Here is a 16,978-nt window from a genome sequence, read left to right on the forward strand (position 1 = left end):
CGGATGTGGACGCTTCCCCACACCACACCCGACCGGCCGAACCGGCGGGTCCGTCGCCCGCCGCCCGGGGGTCGTGGGCGGCGGGCGACGACCTGCCTGGTGGGCCCGGACTCGCGGATCCGGGATCCCGTGCGGTCCGCGAAACCGCACTCGGGGGTTACGCCGCGAACGCCACCCCCGGCGTCAGCCCGGGTGCCCGACCGGCGGGCCGACTCGCATCGAACCCCGCCCACTCGAACACTCGTTCTAACTACTGGAGAGAGTACACCCCGGGACCGACAAAAACGCAAGCGAACGCGGACCGCCGGCCTGGTTGTCGGGTACGGGTCAGCACCAGGTCAACGAGGAGTTGTTCCGGGTGACGTTCCGGATCACGTTGTTGGCGCCGCCACACGGGCTCTGCCGGATGTTGGTGTTGGTCACCGTCAGGTTCTGCAGGGTGATGTTCGAGGAGAGCGGGAACTCGGTGCGCGCCGCGATCCGGACCTCGCCGCCACCGGTCACCGTCCCGGACTGCCCGGCGATGGTGACGTTGTAGCAGTTCTCGATCAGGATCGAGTTGTTGCCGGTGTTCGAGATGGTCACCCGGTCGATCACCGCGCCGCCGCTCTCCGAGACGCAGAAGATGCCGCGCCCACCGCCCCGGGCGACCACGTTGCCGACCCGGATGTTCGTCGGGTAGCTGCTGCCCACCCGGCCGTTGCGGTTGGCCATCCGGAACGCCGCGTACCCGGTGCCGGCGCCGGCGTTGTCCGCGTCGACAGTACCGACGGTGGCGTTGATCGTGTCGTTGAGCAGCAGTCCGGACTCGCCGACGTTGCGCGCGGTGACGGTGCCGACGGTCAGCCCGTCCACCCCGTACGTCTCGACGCCCTGGCTGCTGGTGCCCTGCACGTACACGTTGTCGATCCGGATGTTGCGGACCTTGACCGCCCGGTCGCCGCCGTGGTTGTCGATCCGGACGCCGAGGCCGCTGGAGAGCCGCATGTCGATCTGGCCCAGCGTCAGGTTGTTCACGTTGCGCATGAAGATGCCGTAGAGCGGCGACCCGGTCAGGTTGAGGTGCTGCACCTCGACGTCGGTGGCGCCCCGGGCGTACACCGGAGCCTGGTCACCGGAGCCGGAGCCGGTCACGTTTATCGTGCCGCAGACGTCCAGCACGGTGTAGCTCGGCAGCGAGATCCGGGAGTTGGCGCTCACCGACCCCGAGCCGCGCACGACCACCCGCTGCTTGGAGGTACGCCCCGACGACAGGCTGTTCACCGCCGCCTGCACCGCGGAGCGCATGTCGTTGCCGGTGTAGACCGTGCTGCCGCCGTTGCGGGCGGTCCAGGTGCCGCCGTTCAACACCGCCTCGGCGTTGTACGAACCGCTGCCGCAGTCGGCGTTCCCGGAGCCGGAGCCGACCCGGATCATCTGCCACTGCTGGTTGTGGCCGCCCAGGTCCTGGTATTGGGCGACGATCCCGCCGTCGGCGGTGGACCACTCCCAGACGTCGAGTGCCTTGCCGCTGTGCCGGCTGATCAGGCGTACGTACCCGCCGTCGGAGTCGGCGACGCCGAAGTGCTGGCGGGTGCTGCCGTTGTCGGGGTTCTGGATCAACTGGGTGCCGTCGGAGGCGTTCGGCATCTCCAGGAACTTGCCGCTGTGTCGCGACCTGATCTTGTAATAGCCGCTGCCCGCGTCGACGAACTGCCACTGCTGCTGGTTGCCGTCGTTGCGGGCCCACTGCACGATCGGCGCACCGTCGTTGGTGGCGAGGTTGTAGAGGTCGAGCGCCTTGCCGCTGTGCCGGGAGACGAGCACGTAGTGGGCGCCGGTGTCGATGGTGGCCGCCGCCGCGGTCGGCAGCCCGACCCCGGCGCCGACGGCGACCAGTACGGCGGTGAGCGCCATGACCAGGCCGGCGCGCCAGCCGCGTCGTCGCGACCGGCGGTCGGGTGGTCTCCGGTCGGTGCCGGCGAGGGTGGTGGTGGTGAGGGTCATCGGTCCTCCTGAACTGGGAACGGTGGCCGGGAAGGCCGGTGCCGGGCGAGGGGTCCGGGAGGGTTCGTCAGGGCACCGGCACCTGCTGGCCGGCTGGTCCGGCAACCGGAGCCGGTACGCCGGGAACGGCGCGCCGGCGGGACAGGCCGGTCGGAAAGGCCGGTCGGAAAGGCTTTTCCCAACGTCGGCAACGTATCGAATCGTTTCAATCTAGTCAACGCCGTCGACGGACCCCGCCGATGACCGCGCCCGGACCAGCCAATTCCGCCCGACCGCACCGGAGGACGTTCGACGCGGTAATGACCAAAAGTTATTTCGCTCCTGACTGACCTGCGGCTACCCTCTTCCGGTGACGACTCGCAGACCCGCCCTCGGCGTGCTGATGGTGCTCTCGGCGGGCGTACTGTTCGCCGTCAACGGCACCGTCTCCAAGCTCGTGCTCCGGGCCGGCGTCGACGCCGCGCAGCTCACCCTGGTCCGGGCCGCCGGCGCCTTCGCCGGACTGCTCGCGCTGAGCCTGCTGCTCCGGCCCGGCGCCCGCCGGTTACGGATCACCCCGGGGCAACTGCCGCTGCTGGTCGGCTACGGCCTGGCCGGGTTCTTCCTGACCCCGATGCTCTACTTCGTCGCCATCTCCCGGCTGCCGGTCGGCATCGCGCTGCTCTTCGAGTACACCGCGCCGCTGCTGGTCGCGCTCTGGGCCCGGTTCGTCCAGCACCGACGGGTACGCCCCCGGCTCTGGGCCGGGCTGGCGGCGAGCCTCGCCGGCCTGGCCTGCGTGGCCGAGGTATGGGGCGAACTCAAACTCGACGGACTCGGCGTGCTCGCCGGCCTCGGTGCCGCCGTACTGCTGGCCGGTTACTACCTGCTCGGTGCCCGGGGCGTCCGGGAGCACGACACGCTCTCCCTGACCACCTGGGCGTTCGGCGCCTCGGCGGTGGCCGGGCTGCTCACCCGGGCGGTCACCCACGGCACCGGCGGCTGGGCACCGCTGGCCGGCAGCAGCGGCGGACTGCCGGTCACGCTGCTCTGCGGGTACGTCGTGCTGCTCGGCTCGATCCTGCCCTTCCTGCTGGTGGCGGGCGCGCTGCGGCACCTGCCGGCGACAAGCGTCGGCATCCTCGGCATGATCGAGCCGGTGATCGCCGCCGCGGTCGCCTGGCTGGCCCTCGGTGCCGGCGAGGCGCTGAACGCCGCCCAGCTCGGCGGCGGCCTGCTGGTACTGGCCGGCGTCGCCCTCGCCGAGACGGCCCGGACCACCGAGCCGCCGCCGGGCGACCCGCCACCCCTACCCGCCCCCGACGTGGTCGCCGCCTCCCGCTGAGGCGTCCCGCCGGGATATGCCCGCCCGGCCGCCGGACCGTCAGTGACCTGGCGCCGGCCGCCGGACGGTCAGTGACCTGGCGCCGCCTGCCGGGCGGTCAGTGACCTGGCGCCGGCCGCCGGACGGTCAGTGATGTGGCGCCGGCTGCCGGGCGGCCGCCGAGACCGGTGCCGGCCGGAGCGCGATAAGCAGTGCGGCGCTGGCCGCCGCGCCGAGCAGCAGCCCGGCGAGCACGTCGTGCGGATAGTGCACGCCGGCCACCACCCGCAGCGCCGCCACCGCCCCGGCCACCGGTACCGCCAGATACCAGAGCCGCGGAGCCAGCAGGACCAGCCCGGCCGCCAGCCCGCCGGCCACCGTCGAGTGGTTGCTCGGGAACGACCAGTCCCCGACCGCCGGACAGGACACCCAGGTGCCCACGTCGACAAGGGCCCGGCACGGCCGCTCCTGGTCGACGACCAGCTTCAGCCCCTCGCTGACCAGGTACGCCAACACCGTGCCCGCGCCCACCAGCAACACGCCGAACGCGCCTGGGACACGGTGGCGCCGCCAACCGAGCCAGCCGACCCGGGCCAGCAGCCCGGCGAGGACAAACAGACCACCGGCGGCGCCGTACTCCGCCAGGGCGTGCAGCCAGCCGGGCAGCTCACCGGCGCGTCCGACCGTCCCCCGGTACGCCTCGGCAGACAGCCCCTCGGTCACCACCTGTGGCCGCGAATCGCCCAGCCCGCCCGGTGCCAGCAGGGCCACCACCGCCCCGGCGAACAGGAGAATCGGCACCACCAGCAGAATCCGGCGCAACACAGTCATAGTAGATCAACTTAGTCGTTCCACCCTGCGGCAGTACCGCCAAAGGTCCTCTCGGCCGGACGACCTTCGTCAGCCGGCTTGCTGGGTGCACGGGCGGGGCACGGAAGTCGGACAGTCGGCCTGGGAGGCAAGATAGAGCCCATGCAGCCACATCCGAACGTGCAGGCGGTGCAGGACGCGCTGGACAACGCGGGGGCCCTCGACGGCTCCGGCACACCGAGCCGGGTACGCGTCCTGCCCGAGGCGGTGCACACCGCGGCGGCAGCGGCGGCCGCCCTCGGCGTCGAGGTGGGCCAGATCGCCAACTCGTTGATCTTCGACGCGGGCGGCGAGCCGCTGCTGGTGCTCACCTCGGGGGCGCACCGGGTGGACACCGGCCGGGTCGCCGCCGACCTCGGGCTGCCCACGCTGCGCCGGGCCACCCCGGAGTTCGTCCGTGAGCACACCGGTCAGCCGATCGGCGGGGTCGCCCCGCTCGGGCACCCGAAGCCGATCCGTACCCTGGTCGACACCGCGCTCGGCGGTTATCCGGAGATCTGGGCGGCCGGCGGGGTGCCCCGGGCCGTCTTCCCGACCACCTCCGCCGAACTGCTGCGGATCACCGCCGGCAGTCCTGCCGAGGTGGCGTGAGCCGGCCCGACCGCGACGCGGCCGGGCACGACACGCCCGGGTCGTCGCCCGGCGACCCGACCCCGGTACGGCTGGTCACCCTGCACGTCTGGCGGGTGGCGCCGCACGCCCTGCCCCGGGTACTCACCCGGATGGCAGTCGACCGGCGCCGGCTGCGGGCCGTGCCCGGCGTACGGTTCGGCAAGCTGCTCGGCACCGGCACGGGTACCGGCTTCGGGCCCACCGACGCCGACCCGACCCGCTGGGCCGCGCTTGTCGTCTGGGCCGACCCGGACCGGGCCGCCGCCTTCGACGAGTCCCCGGTGGGGCGGGCGTGGCGACGCCTCGCCCTGGCCGGTGCCCGGCTCGACCTGCGGCCCCTGTCCAGCCGGGGCCGGTGGTCCGGAGTCGAGCCGTTCGGCGTCCCCCGCCCGGGGCGGCACGGCTCTCCCCCGACAGGCGCGTCCCCGGCAGGTGCGACACCAGAGGACACGCCCCCGGCAGGCGCGGACCCCGGCGGTCCGGTGCTGGCGCTCACCAGGGCCCGGCTGCGGCCGTCGCGCGCCGCGACCTTCTGGCGGGCCGTCCCGCCGGTCGCCGCCGCACTGCGGGAGGCTCCCGGCCTGCTGGCCCGGTTCGGTGTCGGCGAGGCGCCGATCGGCTGGCAGGGCACGGTGAGCGTCTGGCGGAACGCGACGGACCTGCGCCGGTTCGCGTACCGTTCCCCGGAGCACCGCGCGGTCGTCACCCGTACGCCCCGGCAACGCTGGTACGCCGAGGAGCTGTTCGCGCGGTTCGAGGTACGCGGTCTCGCCGGTGACCCGGCGGTGCTCGGCTGGGCCGGGCCCGGTGGCGACCCGGAACCCGACGCCGGCCAGGAAGGCAACCTCCTTCGCCCGCCAGAGGTCGAAGAAGGTTCAGTGAGGAGCGCACGACCATGAGGCTGGTGCCGTGGAAACCGGACGATCTCGCCCGGCGTCTCGACGACGTGGTGTCGGTCTACGGCGAGGCGATGGGCTACCGGGCCGAACTGCTGGAGGCGCGGCGCGGCTACATCGCCACCCACGTACGACGCCGCGGGTTCCGCGCGGTAGCCACCCTCAGCACCAACGGCCACCTGGTCGGCTTCGGCTACGGCTACCTCTCCGCGCCCGGTCAGTGGTGGCACGACCAGGTCTACAACGCGCTCTCCGGGGACGCCCGCAAGACCTGGTTCGAAGACTGCTTCGAGGTGGTCGAGCTGCACGTCCGGCCGGCCGCCCAGGGGCACCGGCTCGGCGCCCGGCAACTGCGAGCCCTGCTCGGGATGGCCGAGGGCAGCACGACGCTGCTCTCCACCCCGGAGGCGGACGAGCGGACCTCCCGGGCCTGGCGGCTCTACCGGCGGTTCGGCTTCGTCGACGTACTCCGGGACTTCCGCTTCCCCGGCGACGAGCGCGCCTTCGCGGTGCTCGGCCGGAACCTGCCGCTGGCCCCGCCGGACCGATGACCGGCGCGGTACGGCGTTCCGGAGGGCTGAGCTGGCTGCTGCTCGGCGTACTGGTGCTGGCGCAGATCGGCTATCCGCTGACCGGGGGCACCGACCGGGCCCGGCTGACCGTCGCCACCGTCTGCCTCGGCTTCCTGCTGTCGGTGAGCCACGCACTGCTCACCCGGGGCTCCCGGGTGGCCGCCGGACTGCTGCTGGTGACCACCGGTGGCGGGCTGGCGGTCGAGGCGCTCGGCGTCGCCACCGGCGTACCGTTCGGCGGATACGCCTACTCCGGCGAGCTGGGTCCGAAGCTGCTCGGGGTGCCGCTGGTGATCCCGCTGGCCTGGACCTGGATGGCCTGGCCCGCCTGGCTCGCCGCCGTCCGGCTGACGCCTGGGCACGATCGGGACCGGCAAACCGCCCGGCCGGGTCCGGGTCGGGTGGTCCTGGCCGCGGTCGGGCTGGCCGGCTGGGACCTGTTCCTCGATCCGCAGATGGTCGCGGAGGGCTACTGGAGCTGGCGGGACCCGGATCCGGCCCTGCCGGGGGTGCCGGACGTGCCGGTCAGCAACTACCTCGGCTGGCTGGTCTTCGCCGTACTCCTGATGGCGCTGCTCGGCCCGGTCGCCGGCCGGGCGTCCGGACTCGCCGCCGGCCGGGCGTCCGGACTCGCCGCCGACCGGGAGGCCGGGCTGCGCACCGATCCGGATGCCCCGATGTACCTGCTCTACCTCTGGACGTACGCCGGTAGCCTGCTCGCGCACGCGGTCTTCCTCGGCCTGCCCGCGTCGGCCGGCTGGGGCGGGCTGGCCATGCTTGTCGTCGCGGGGCCGCTCGCGGTGAGCCTGGTCCGGCAGCGGCGACGCTCCGGTTCCGACGACCCCGCACCCGCCGAGCACACCCGGCCGACCGCACCCGCATGACCGGCACGCTGCCCACCCCGCCGATCGGCCGACGCTGGACCTTCCCGATGATCGCCCCGCCGATCGGCCGACGCTGGACCTTCCCGATGACCACCCCGCCGCCAGTCGACACCGGGCGGTCCGGATGACCGGCACGCTGCTCGCCTGGGCGCTGACCGGCGTCGTCGGGCTGCTGACCGGGCACGCCTGGCACAACGCCGCCCGCCGGCTGCGCCGCCCGCCGGCCGGCCCGGTCGACGTCGACGAGCCGGTCGCGGTGCTGCTGCCGGTACGCGACGAGGCGACCCGGGTCGGCCCGTGCCTGCGGGCGCTGCTCGGCCAGCGGGGCGTACCCGAGCTGGAGATCGTGGTGCTTGACGACGGCTCGACCGACGACACCGCCGAGGTGGTCCGGGCGGTCGCGGCCGGAGACCGGCGGGTACGCCTGCTCGGCGGGGCGCCGCTGCCACCCGGCTGGCTCGGCAAGCCGTACGCCTGCCAGCAGCTCGCCGACCGGGCCGGGGCGCGGGCCCGGGTACTCGTCTTCGTCGACGCCGACGTGCGGCTCGGCCGGTACGCCGTCGCCGCCGCCGTGCACACGCTCCGGTCGGCGGGGGCGGTGCTGCTCTCCCCGTACCCCCGGATCGTCGCCGGCTCTGCCGGGGAGCGGCTGGTGCAGCCGCTGTTGCAGTGGCTGTGGCTGACCTTCCTGCCGCTGGCCGCGATGGAGCGCTCGCCCCGGCCCAGCCTGGCCGCGGCCGGCGGGCAGTTCCTGGTGGTGGACCGGGCCGGCTACCGGCGGGCCGGCGGGCACGCGGCGGTCCGGGACCGGATCCTGGAGGACGTCGAGCTGGCCCGGGCGGTGAAGCGGTCCGGCGGGCGGATCGCGCTGGCCGACGGCTCCGGGCTGGCCGAATGCCGCATGTACGGCTCCTGGTCCGAACTGCGCGACGGCTACGGCAAGTCGCTCTGGGCGGCGTTCGGCCCGCCGGCCGGGGCCACCGCCGTCGTCGGCCTGCTGCTCCTGCTGTACGCCGTGCCGCCGCTGCTCGCCGTCGGCGCCGCGCTGGCCGGCGCGCCGACGGTCGCCCTGGCCGGGTCGCTCGGCTATCTGCTCGGGGTGCTCGGACGCCTGGTCAGCGCCAGGGCGACCGGCGGCCGGGGCTGGCCGGACGCGCTGACCCATCCGTTGTCGGTCGCAATCCTCGGTTGGCTCACTTTCCGGTCGTACCATCTGCGGAGGCGGGGACGGCTCACCTGGCGGGGCCGACCGGTGCGCTGACCCGTGGGGAGGGCGGTCGGCGGCACCGGATCTGACGGGTACGGCGACGGCGGTTGACCGTGACGAGGGGGCGTGCGTGAGTCGGGTGGTCGTCATCGGCGCGGGCGTGGGCGGTCTGGCCGCCGCGGCCCGATTGGCGGCGCTCGGCCACGAGGTCGCCGTCTACGAGCGGTCCGACGTGGTCGGCGGCAAACTCGGCCGGTACGTCCGGGAGACGCCGGCCGGGACGTTCCGGTTCGACACCGGTCCCAGCCTGTTCACCCTGCCGCAGGTCTTCGCCGACCTGTTCGAGGCGACCGGCGCCAAACTGGACGAGTACCTCGACCTGGCCCCGCTGGACCCGATCGTCCGGCACGTCTTCCCGCCCGCCGACCAGCCATCTTCTGACGAGTCGCCTTCCGACGAGTTGACGGACCCGGGGGTGGTGCTCGACTCGTGTGCCGATCCCGACGCCTTCGCGGCCCGGATCGGCGAGCGGTTCGGTGCGCCGGCCGCCGACGACTGGCGACGGCTGTGGCGCCGCGCCGAACGGATCTGGACGGCCTCCTGGCGGGACGTGCTGCGCCGGCCGGTCGGCTCGCCCCGGGACCTGGCGAGGCTGGCCTGGCGGCTCGGCGACCTGGCCGCGATCGCCCCCGGCCGGACCCTGCGCGACCTGGGCCGGCACTACCTGCGCGAGCCCCGGCTCCGGATGCTGCTGGACCGGTATGCCACCTACACCGGCGCCGACCCGCGCCGGGCACCTGCCGCGCTCGCCGCCATCCCGTACGCCGAACTGGCCTTCGGCGCCTGGTATCCGCGCGGCGGCCTCGGCACCCTCGCCGACGCGCTGCTCTCCCGCTGCCTCGACCTGGGGGTGGTGGTGGCGACCGGCAGCACGGTCACCGGCATCGACGCGGCCGGCGGCCGGGTGCACGGGGTACGGCTGGCCGGTGCCGTCGAGCCGGTACCCGCCGACATCGTGGTGGCGAACACCGACGCGCTGACCCTCTACCGGGACCTGCTGCCCACCCCGGACCGGCTGACCGGGCTGGCCGACCGCAGCCTGGCCGGGTTCGTGCTGCTGCTCGGGGTGCGCGGCGGGACCGGGCTGGCGCATCACAACGTCTTCTTCCCGGCCGACTACGACGCCGAGTTCGACGCGGTCTTCGGCGACCCGGGCCGAGGTGTGCCGGCCCGTCCGGTGGCCGACCCGACGGTCTTCGTCAGCGTGCCCGACGATCCACTGGTCCGGCCGGCCGGGCACGAGGCGTGGTTCGTGCTGGTCAACGCGGCACGGCAGGGCCGGACGCTGGGCGGGGTCGACTGGCGCCGGCCGGGCCTGGCGGACGCCTACGCCGACCGGGTCCTCGACGTGCTCGCCGAGCGCGGCGTGGACGTACGGGACCGCTTGCTCTTCCGCGAGCTGCGTACTCCGGCCGACCTTGCCGGCTCGGCCGGCGCACCGGGTGGGGCGATCCACGGCAGTGTCGGCGGGCTGCTGCGGCCGGCCAACCGGGGTCCGGCCCGGGGCCTGTTCCTGGTCGGCGGCTCCACCCATCCGGGCGGCGGCCTGCCGATGGTGGCCCTCTCCGCACAGATCGTCGCGGGCGAGATCGGCCCGGCCTGACCCGACCGTGCCGGCCCGGCCTGACCGACCCGACCAGCCGTGCCCGACCCGGCCAGCCGTGCCCGACCCGGCCCGGCAGTGCCTAGTGCGGTCGCTGTCGGTAGGTGAACCGCCGGATGAGCACCTCGAACGGTCCGCGACGTCCGGTCCGGCGCATCCGGTCGGCGAGCAGCACGGTGCCCAGCCAGGTCGTGACGGCCAGCAGCGCGGTGGTGGCGACGGTGAGCATGCCGGAGAGGTCGAGCAGGAACGGGGTGAACACGGCGGCCCAGACCAGCGACTGGGCCAGATAGCAGGTCATCGACCGCTGCCCGACGGCGGCGATCGCGTCGACCACCGGCCGGTGCCGCCCGGCCTGGAGCCGGAGGGCGATCAGCGACAGCAGCGCGGCGTACCCGAGACCGCCGAGCAGTCCAGTCGTGTCGTGCAGCGGGCCGAACAGTTCGAGCGTCGCCCGGTCGGGTCGCGACAGCACACCGGCCAGGACCAGCGAGATCGGCTGGGCGCCGAGTGCCGCCGCACCGATCCCGAGCACCGCCGTGGCACGCAGCAGCGTCCGGTGCCGCTGCGGCTGCTCCAGGACGCGTCGACGGCCGGCCCAGAGCCCGAGTACGAACGGGCAGACGAAGCCCGGCGGGCCGAGCAGCGCGATGTAGAGCGAGACGGGTGGACGCTGCACCACCATGCTGAGCAGGTCCGGCGGGAGCATCGAGACGTGCGGCGGATCGGTGCTGATCGTCAACGAGCCGCCACCCGGCAGTGCCCCGAGCACGAAGAAGAACAGCGCGGTCAGCAGCAGCCAACGGTCCCTGCGATGTACCAGCCAGGCACAGGCGAGCAGCAGCACGCCGTACGCGGCCAGGATGTCGCCGACGTAGAGCAGTACCGCGTGCAGGAAGCCCACCACCACCAGTACCAGGCTGCGTCGCCAGAGCAGCCGACGGACCGCCTTCGGCCCGAGGGCCTGCTGCCGGCGCGCGATCTGGGCGACGCCGTACCCGAAGAGGAACGCGAACATCGGGTGGGCCCGCCCGTCGACGAAACTCGCGATCAACCAGGTGACGGCCTGGTCCACGGCCGAGCCGTCCTGCGGATAACCGCCAAGCACGGACGGACCGCGCAGGAAGTAGTGCGAGTTGGCCAGGGCGATGAACAGCAGCATGAAGCCGCGCGCCAGATCCGGTCCGAGCGCCCGACTCGACACCGGTGTGGGTCGGGCCAAACTCGCCGTGGCCGGACCGGGTAGAGGCGGACTCGCCGCCGTCGGACCGGTGGGCGATGGCTCATCCGTCAGGTCCGGGTGGCGCGGTGCTGTCATGTTCCACAGCCAACCAAGCCCGGGTACCGGATCTCATCGTGCTTCGGTCGGTACCGGATCGACCAAAGTCGGTCGCCGGCATCGACGCCCGGCCAAACCGTGCTCTCCCTCGCCGCTCTCCCTCGCCGTCACTCCGGCGGCTCGCGGCGGCTCAACTCCACTCCGGTCGGCTCGCGGCGGGCCAGCTCCCTGCCGGGCAGCTCGCTGCCGGTCGGATCATCCCCGATCGATCCCCGTCCGAGCGGCTGCCGACCGGAGGACTCCGGGCCGACCGCCGTCGCCGGCCGCCCCGCAGGGGTGCCGGCGCCCGCCGCCCGGTCGGTCGACTCCGTCCCGGTGTCCAGCGAGCGGCGCACCGCGGAGATCAACTGGACCAGACCGAAGAAGCCGAGCAGCACCCAGATCGCGGCGGCCACGGTGATCGTGCCGGCCGCCAGCTCCGGCATGACCAGGTGTGCCAACCCGGCGACCACCAGTCCCACCACTGTGATGCTGACCCGGCTCGGCCGCTCCCCCACGGTGACGGTGCCGATCTCCTTCATCCCGGCCGAGACCGAACGGGCCCGGACGTACTCGTGCAGCCAGGAGAGCGCCCCGGCCGTCACCACAAGTACGCCGGGGGCGCCGACCAGCCAGAAGGCGACAAGCCAGCCGACCTCGCCGATCCGGTCGGCCAGCGAGTCGTAGACGTACCCGAGTCGGGTCGTCCGGCCCGTGACCACGGCGACCGCACCGTCGATGCTGTCCGCCACGGCGGCCAGCAGCACGAGCCCGGCCGCCAGCAGCGGACCGAGCGGCCCCGGCCGGGACTGGGCGACCGCGACCGGTACGGCGAGGCAGAGCAGTGCCCCGAACACCGTCACCGCGGTCGGCGAGACGTGCAACCGGGCGAGGAAGCAGCCCAGGACGTACGACATCCGCAGCCAGCGGCGCACCGAGGTGGTGGCCATCCGGGGGTCGAAGCCGCCGTGCAGCCGCGCCCACTTGTTGGCGTACTCGTCCCAGGTCAGGTTGCCCACGCTGGCTCAACCGCCGGACGGCGGCCCAGGTCGCGTGCGAGCGGGGCGTCGAAGGTCGCCGTACGGCCGCCGGGCCGGCTCCGGCCGCATCGGCTCAGACTCCGACACCGGCCTGGAGGCTCTGCCAGACCTCGCGGGTCGCGGTGGACCGGTTGAGGGTGATGAAGTGGATTCCCGGCACGCCCTCGTCGAGCAGCCGGCGGCACATCTCGCTGGCCTGCTGGACGCCGAGCCGGCGGACCGCCTCCGGGTCGTCGGCGACCCGCTCGAACTGTGCGGCCAGCGCGGGCGGGAACGGCGCCCCGGAGAGCTGCTGGGAACGCTCGATCGTGCTGAACTGGGTGACCGGCATGACCCCGGGCAGGATCGGTGTGTCGCAGCCGGCCGCCGCCACCCGGTCGCGCAGCCGGAGGTAGTCGTCGGCGTCGAAGAACATCTGGGTGATCGCGAAGTCGGCCCCGGCCCGGCACTTCTGGATGAAGTACCGCGTGTCGGTGGCGATGTCGGGCGACCGGGGATGCTTGTAGGGGAAGGCGGCCACCCCGACGCTGAAGTCCCCCGCCTCGCGGACCAGCCGGACCAGATCCTCGGCGTAGAGCACCCCGGCCGGGTGCCGCACCCACTCGCCCATCGGGTTGCCCGGCGGGTCGCCGCGTACCGCGAGCACGTTGCGCACCCCGGCGCCGGCCAGCCGGCCGATCACGTTGCGCAGCTCGGCGATGGAGTGGTTGACCGCGGTCAGGTGCGCCATCGGCAGCAGCGTCGTCTCGGTGGCGACCCGTTCGGTCACCGCGACGGTGGTGTCCCGACTCGTCCCGCCCGCACCGTAGGTCACGGAGACGAACGAGGGGCGTAACGACTCCAGCTCGCGGATCGCCTGCCAGAGCAGTCGCTCGCCCTTCTCCGTCTTCGGGGGGAAGAACTCGAAGGAGAAGGTCGCTGCGGGACCACGGACCAGGTCCCCGATCGACGGTTGCGAGTCGGGGAGAACGGAGGGAAGACCGAGCGCCACGTCGCGACTCTACCGGGCGAAGCGGCCCGGTCCCGCGCGATTGCGCCCCCTTAGGGGTGGGGAGTCCGCTTCCGCGTCCCATCTATCGGTCATCCCGGCTCTGCCGCTCGCCACCCGGGTTCCGGGGTCGGCAGGCGGCGATCAACCCGCGTACCGCGATCTGCCGGCCGTGGCACGGCCAGGGGTCGGCACAGGCGGCGCAGACGTTCGGCCCGGCCGGACCGAAGGTCTGGGCCGGACCGGCGGCCCCGGTCGGCCCGGAGGCCCCGGCCGGCCCGGCGACCTCGATCGGCGGCTCGGCGGGCAGCGGGCTGTGCTCCCGGTGCAGGCGTACGGCGAGCCGCCAGGCAATCGGGTGCACCACCTGCGGCGGCGGCTCGTCGGGCGGGTTCTCCGGGTCGAACGGCAACTCGCTGGACACGTCGCGGCACTCCTCGGCTCCTCGGACGGTGGTCGACGGACGGTGGTCGACGGTCACCGGTGCCGACCGGTGCTCCCGTTCGGGGCGGTTCGGGAGGCGTACCGGTCGGTGGTGGCCGTCGGCGTCGATCGAACCGCCGATCGGGCCGGTCGGGAGGAGCCAGCGAGGAGGGGCCAGCAAGCTGGCCCCGGGGCCAGCTTGCTACCTGGCCCCGGGGCCCGTCGCCGGTCACGTCGTCGTCGAGATCCGCGCGTACGCCCACGGCCGGCGGTAGCGCAGCAGGACCGCCAGCAGTACGACGGTGAGCAGCGCCGCCCCGCCGTCCGTGAGGTACGACGGCAGCAGTCCCGGTATGCCGAACCGGTCCCGGGTCGCCTCGAAGACCTCCGGCGGGATCATCACCAGCCCGGCCGCCTGGGTCGCGTTCACCACGAGCACCGTCCAGAAGACCCAGCTCCGCCCGGTCCGGGCGAGCAGGCCGACCGCGTTGCCGACCAGGTAGACGCAGCCGACGATCCGGAACCCGGTCAGGAAGCCGGGCGCGTCGGCCAGGGCCTGCGCCTCGGTCGCGCCGGCGAGCCGCATCATCTCCACCATCGCGCGGAGGTCGATGATCACGAAGTTCTGGAGCGCCGTGCCGACGACGAAGAGAATCGAGCAGCCGAGCACCAGGTTCTGCACCGGCCGGGTCCACCGGGTCGGTAGGCGATTGTCCCGATGGTCGTCGATCTGCCGTAAGGGAGCGGACATGTCCTCCGACGCTAGGCCGGAGTCACGTCGACGTGATCCGGGATGATCCCCATCCCGTCCCTGAATCCGCACACCCGGGCGAGCCCAGGGCGGCCCTCACTTCGTGGTCAGGTCCGGACGGTGCTGCCGGATCCACGCCTCGACATCCGACTTGCGCCAGACCTTCCCCATCACCAACTCCTGGTACGGCTCCGGGAAGTTGCGATGGCTGGTAATCACGTGGACCCGTTGCTTGCTTATGCCGCCGAGCATCACCCGGATCTCATGCGCTCCGACAAGCTCAGGCTCCACGTCACGGACGCTAGATCGTTGCCTCTATGCCTTGACTAAGGTCAACAGCAGAGGCACCGTTAGAGGTATGACTCCGCCCAACCACTCAGCCGTCTTCGACCGCCTGCCGCCGCGAACCCATCCGCATCCGCCGATCCGGCCGCTCTGGCTCTGCCGCGCCTGCGCCGCACCGTGGCCCTGCCCGACGGCACGCCTGCTCCTCCAGAGCGAGTTCGCGTCCGCGCCGGCCGCCCTGTCGATCCTGATGGTGGCCGTACTTCACGAGGCGATGACCGATCTGCACGCACTGAACCCGGGTGCCGAGCCGGATCTCGCCGAGCTGTTCGGAAGGTTTGTCGGCTGGACCAGCCGAGGACCACTCTCCTCGTCACGGTGACGGACCACCGCGTGACCGTTCCGGAGGCGCACCCCGAGAACGTCGTACCCGGGCGGTAGGAATTGGGCCGCGCAGGGAGGGTGACTCGTCGGCCTCCGGGGTCGTGCGCGGGGGTCAGCAGCAGGTACGTCAGATCGTCACGCCCCGAAGGACCGTCATGCCCCCAGCCGAGCACCACCCGCAGGACCCACACCACCCGCAGGACCCGCACGACCCGACACCTGGTTCGGCCGCCACGCCCCATCCGGCCGGCACGCCGGGTTCCCTCGGCGCGCTGCTGGCCGAGCTGCGCCTGACCCGGGGCTGGAGCCAGCTCCGGGTGGCCGAGCAACTCTGCGCCGCCTCCGGGGTGCCGACGGTCAGCCGGCACGAGGTCTCCCGGTGGGAGCGCCAGCAGCGGGTACCCGGCGAGTTCTGGCTCGGCTGGCTGGCGGCCGTCTTCGAGGTGCCGGTCGAGGAGTTGGCGCTCGCCGCCGCCGCGAGCCGTCCCGGTGCGTCCGGAGGCGCGCACCGGACGACCTGCGGAGATCCCGGTCCGGCACGGGCCAGCCAGGGGTTGTCGACGTCGGCACGGACCGACCGGGAGTTGTCGACGTCGGCACGGGCCCGGCAGGAGCTGTCGACCTCGGCGCACGTCTGGCTCACCGATCCGGGCGGGTTGGCGTGGACGCCAACGGATCGACCGGAGACGGCCGGCGGCGGCGTACCGCCGGAGCCGCTCGACGACGCCGGAGTCGCCCGGTTGCGCCGGCTCGACGACCTGGTCGGCGGGCGGGACCTGCTGTCGGCCCCGGCCGGCCGGCTCGCCCTGGCCACGGCAGGGTCCGCGACCGGCCGCCCCGGACGGCGGGCGCTTCCACTTGTCGCCGAGGCGGCACAGCTCGCCGGCTGGCTGCACGCCGACGCGGGCGAGGTCGGCGCGGCACTTCGGGCGTACCGGTTGGCCCTGACCGCTGCCGCCGGGGCCGGTGACCGCAGCCTCGGCGGGCACGTACTCGGCTCGGCGAGTCACCTGCTCAGCGCCTTCGGCGACGCCCGGGGCGGGCTGCTGCTCGCCCGTACCGGATATCTCGGCGTCCGGCGGACCGCCCCGGCCGGGCTGCGGGCGCTGCTGCTGCACCGGATCGCCTTCGCGGCGGCGCGCTGCGGGCGGCGCCGGACGGCGTACGCCGCGTTGGCCGCCGCCGAACGGGCCGCCGGGCGACGCGAGCCGGCTCGGGAACCGGGCTGGCTCTACTGGCTGGACGAGACCGAGCTGGCCGCGATGACCGGCCGCTGCCTGGCCGCACTGCGCCGGCCGCTGCGCGCCGAACCGCTGCTCCGGGCCGCGTCGGCCCGGGACGGGCAGCCGAGGACGACAGCGGTCTACGGCGCCTGGCTGGCCCACACCCTCCTCGACCTGGGCGAGGTGGAACAGGCCGTGCAGGTGGCGGACGCGGCGCTGTTGGACACCGTACGGTCCGGGTCGGCGCGGGCGGCGGCGGAACTGGCCGGCGTCGGTCGACGGCTCACGGCGTACCGGACGGAGCCGGCCGGCCGGCGGCACGCCGCGCTGGTGACGGCCGCCCGTCGCTACCTGCCGACGGCCTCACCGATGGCTCTGGCCGGATAACCGTGAGTAGCGTCCACCGTCGTCCAATCCATCGATTCGCATCGCTTCTCCGGATCTCGGTCGGGCGCCCGGACTAACGCTGCCCTCAAGCCTTTAAGCAGGTGATACGGCCGGATAGGCGGGCTGGCTGTGGTACCGCCGGAAGGTGGTGGCGTGGCCGCGCCGCGCGGCCGGATGGACGATCTA

At 73.6% G+C, this 16,978-nt stretch carries 16 protein-coding genes and 2 pseudogenes; 10 read left to right on the top strand and 8 right to left on the bottom strand.

The genetic code is table 11. The features are described from left to right. Nucleotides 1-327: 327 nt before the first annotated feature. Nucleotides 328-1,896: an RICIN domain-containing protein gene (locus ACN28A_RS03040; protein WP_421404116.1), complete on the bottom strand. Its 1,569-nt coding sequence runs from the start codon at nucleotides 1,894-1,896 to the stop codon at nucleotides 328-330. 439 nt (nucleotides 1,897-2,335) lie between these two features. Between ACN28A_RS03040 and ACN28A_RS03045 the strand changes: the two genes are divergently transcribed. Then, nucleotides 2,336-3,310 (top strand): EamA family transporter, encoded by a 975-nt coding sequence (locus ACN28A_RS03045; RefSeq protein WP_421392067.1) that lies wholly within the window; start codon nucleotides 2,336-2,338, stop codon nucleotides 3,308-3,310. A gap of 126 nt (nucleotides 3,311-3,436) precedes the next feature. On the opposite strand, the gene ACN28A_RS03050 is transcribed toward ACN28A_RS03045, so the two are convergent. Further along, nucleotides 3,437-4,120 carry a phosphatase PAP2 family protein gene (locus ACN28A_RS03050; protein ID WP_421392070.1) on the bottom strand — a complete coding sequence of 228 codons (684 nt, stop codon included), beginning with the start codon at nucleotides 4,118-4,120 and terminating at the stop codon, nucleotides 3,437-3,439. A gap of 141 nt (nucleotides 4,121-4,261) precedes the next feature. Between ACN28A_RS03050 and ACN28A_RS03055 the strand changes: the two genes are divergently transcribed. From ACN28A_RS03055 to ACN28A_RS03085, 7 genes and pseudogenes are all read left to right on the top strand, one after another. Then, nucleotides 4,262-4,750, top strand: a complete 489-nt coding sequence (locus ACN28A_RS03055) for a YbaK/EbsC family protein (RefSeq protein WP_421392073.1) — start codon at nucleotides 4,262-4,264, stop codon at nucleotides 4,748-4,750. Beyond that, a pseudogene (locus tag ACN28A_RS03060) lies at nucleotides 4,747-5,583 on the top strand (hypothetical protein); the annotation flags it as partial. The gene ACN28A_RS03055 and the pseudogene ACN28A_RS03060, both read left to right, overlap by 4 nt. An 83-nt stretch (nucleotides 5,584-5,666) precedes the next feature. After that, entirely contained in the window at nucleotides 5,667-6,218 is a 552-nt protein-coding gene (locus ACN28A_RS03065) for a GNAT family N-acetyltransferase (RefSeq protein WP_421392075.1), read from the top strand. Then, nucleotides 6,215-7,123 (top strand): carotenoid biosynthesis protein, encoded by a 909-nt coding sequence (locus ACN28A_RS03070; protein WP_421392078.1) that lies wholly within the window; start codon nucleotides 6,215-6,217, stop codon nucleotides 7,121-7,123. The genes ACN28A_RS03065 and ACN28A_RS03070 overlap by 4 nt, the downstream gene beginning before the upstream one ends. Further along, complete coding sequence (locus tag ACN28A_RS03075) at nucleotides 7,120-7,251, top strand: hypothetical protein (RefSeq protein ID WP_421392081.1); 132 nt, start codon at nucleotides 7,120-7,122, stop codon at nucleotides 7,249-7,251. Before ACN28A_RS03070 ends, ACN28A_RS03075 begins: the two co-directional genes overlap by 4 nt. Then, nucleotides 7,248-8,384, top strand: a complete 1,137-nt coding sequence (locus ACN28A_RS03080) for a glycosyltransferase (protein WP_421392082.1) — start codon at nucleotides 7,248-7,250, stop codon at nucleotides 8,382-8,384. Before ACN28A_RS03075 ends, ACN28A_RS03080 begins: the two co-directional genes overlap by 4 nt. Before the next feature lie 76 nt (nucleotides 8,385-8,460). Further along, on the top strand, nucleotides 8,461-9,993 hold the full coding sequence (locus ACN28A_RS03085; RefSeq protein WP_421392084.1) for a phytoene desaturase family protein: 1,533 nt from the start codon (nucleotides 8,461-8,463) through the stop codon (nucleotides 9,991-9,993). Between the two features lie 82 nt (nucleotides 9,994-10,075). Here the strand turns inward: ACN28A_RS03085 and ACN28A_RS03090 are convergent, their stop codons facing one another. The 6 genes and pseudogenes from ACN28A_RS03090 to ACN28A_RS03115 form a co-directional block, all read right to left on the bottom strand. After that, on the bottom strand, nucleotides 10,076-11,155 hold the full coding sequence (locus ACN28A_RS03090) for a DUF418 domain-containing protein (protein WP_421392086.1): 1,080 nt from the start codon (nucleotides 11,153-11,155) through the stop codon (nucleotides 10,076-10,078). Nucleotides 11,156-11,652: 497 nt separating this feature from the next. Then, nucleotides 11,653-12,261 (bottom strand): annotated as a pseudogene (locus ACN28A_RS03095) (CDP-alcohol phosphatidyltransferase family protein); the annotation flags it as partial. 163 nt (nucleotides 12,262-12,424) lie between these two features. After that, complete coding sequence (metF, locus tag ACN28A_RS03100) at nucleotides 12,425-13,342, bottom strand: methylenetetrahydrofolate reductase [NAD(P)H] (RefSeq protein ID WP_421392089.1); 918 nt, start codon at nucleotides 13,340-13,342, stop codon at nucleotides 12,425-12,427. 82 nt (nucleotides 13,343-13,424) lie between these two features. Beyond that, nucleotides 13,425-13,763 carry a hypothetical protein gene (locus ACN28A_RS03105; protein WP_421392091.1) on the bottom strand — a complete coding sequence of 113 codons (339 nt, stop codon included), beginning with the start codon at nucleotides 13,761-13,763 and terminating at the stop codon, nucleotides 13,425-13,427. 228 nt (nucleotides 13,764-13,991) lie between these two features. Further along, nucleotides 13,992-14,513, bottom strand: coding sequence for a hypothetical protein (locus ACN28A_RS03110; protein WP_421392093.1), 522 nt, complete (start codon nucleotides 14,511-14,513; stop codon nucleotides 13,992-13,994). 96 nt (nucleotides 14,514-14,609) lie between these two features. After that, on the bottom strand, nucleotides 14,610-14,804 hold the full coding sequence (locus ACN28A_RS03115) for a hypothetical protein (RefSeq protein ID WP_278066530.1): 195 nt from the start codon (nucleotides 14,802-14,804) through the stop codon (nucleotides 14,610-14,612). Nucleotides 14,805-14,871: 67 nt separating this feature from the next. Between ACN28A_RS03115 and ACN28A_RS03120 the strand changes: the two genes are divergently transcribed. Then, entirely contained in the window at nucleotides 14,872-15,180 is a 309-nt protein-coding gene (locus ACN28A_RS03120) for a hypothetical protein (RefSeq protein ID WP_421392096.1), read from the top strand. Nucleotides 15,181-15,337: 157 nt separating this feature from the next. Next, entirely contained in the window at nucleotides 15,338-16,792 is a 1,455-nt protein-coding gene (locus ACN28A_RS03125; protein ID WP_421392099.1) for a transcriptional regulator, read from the top strand. The last annotated feature ends 186 nt before the right edge of the window (nucleotides 16,793-16,978 follow it).

This window comes from Plantactinospora sp. WMMB782 (genome assembly GCF_049179135.1).
In the GTDB taxonomy this organism is placed as follows: Bacteria; Actinomycetota; Actinomycetes; order Mycobacteriales; family Micromonosporaceae; genus Plantactinospora.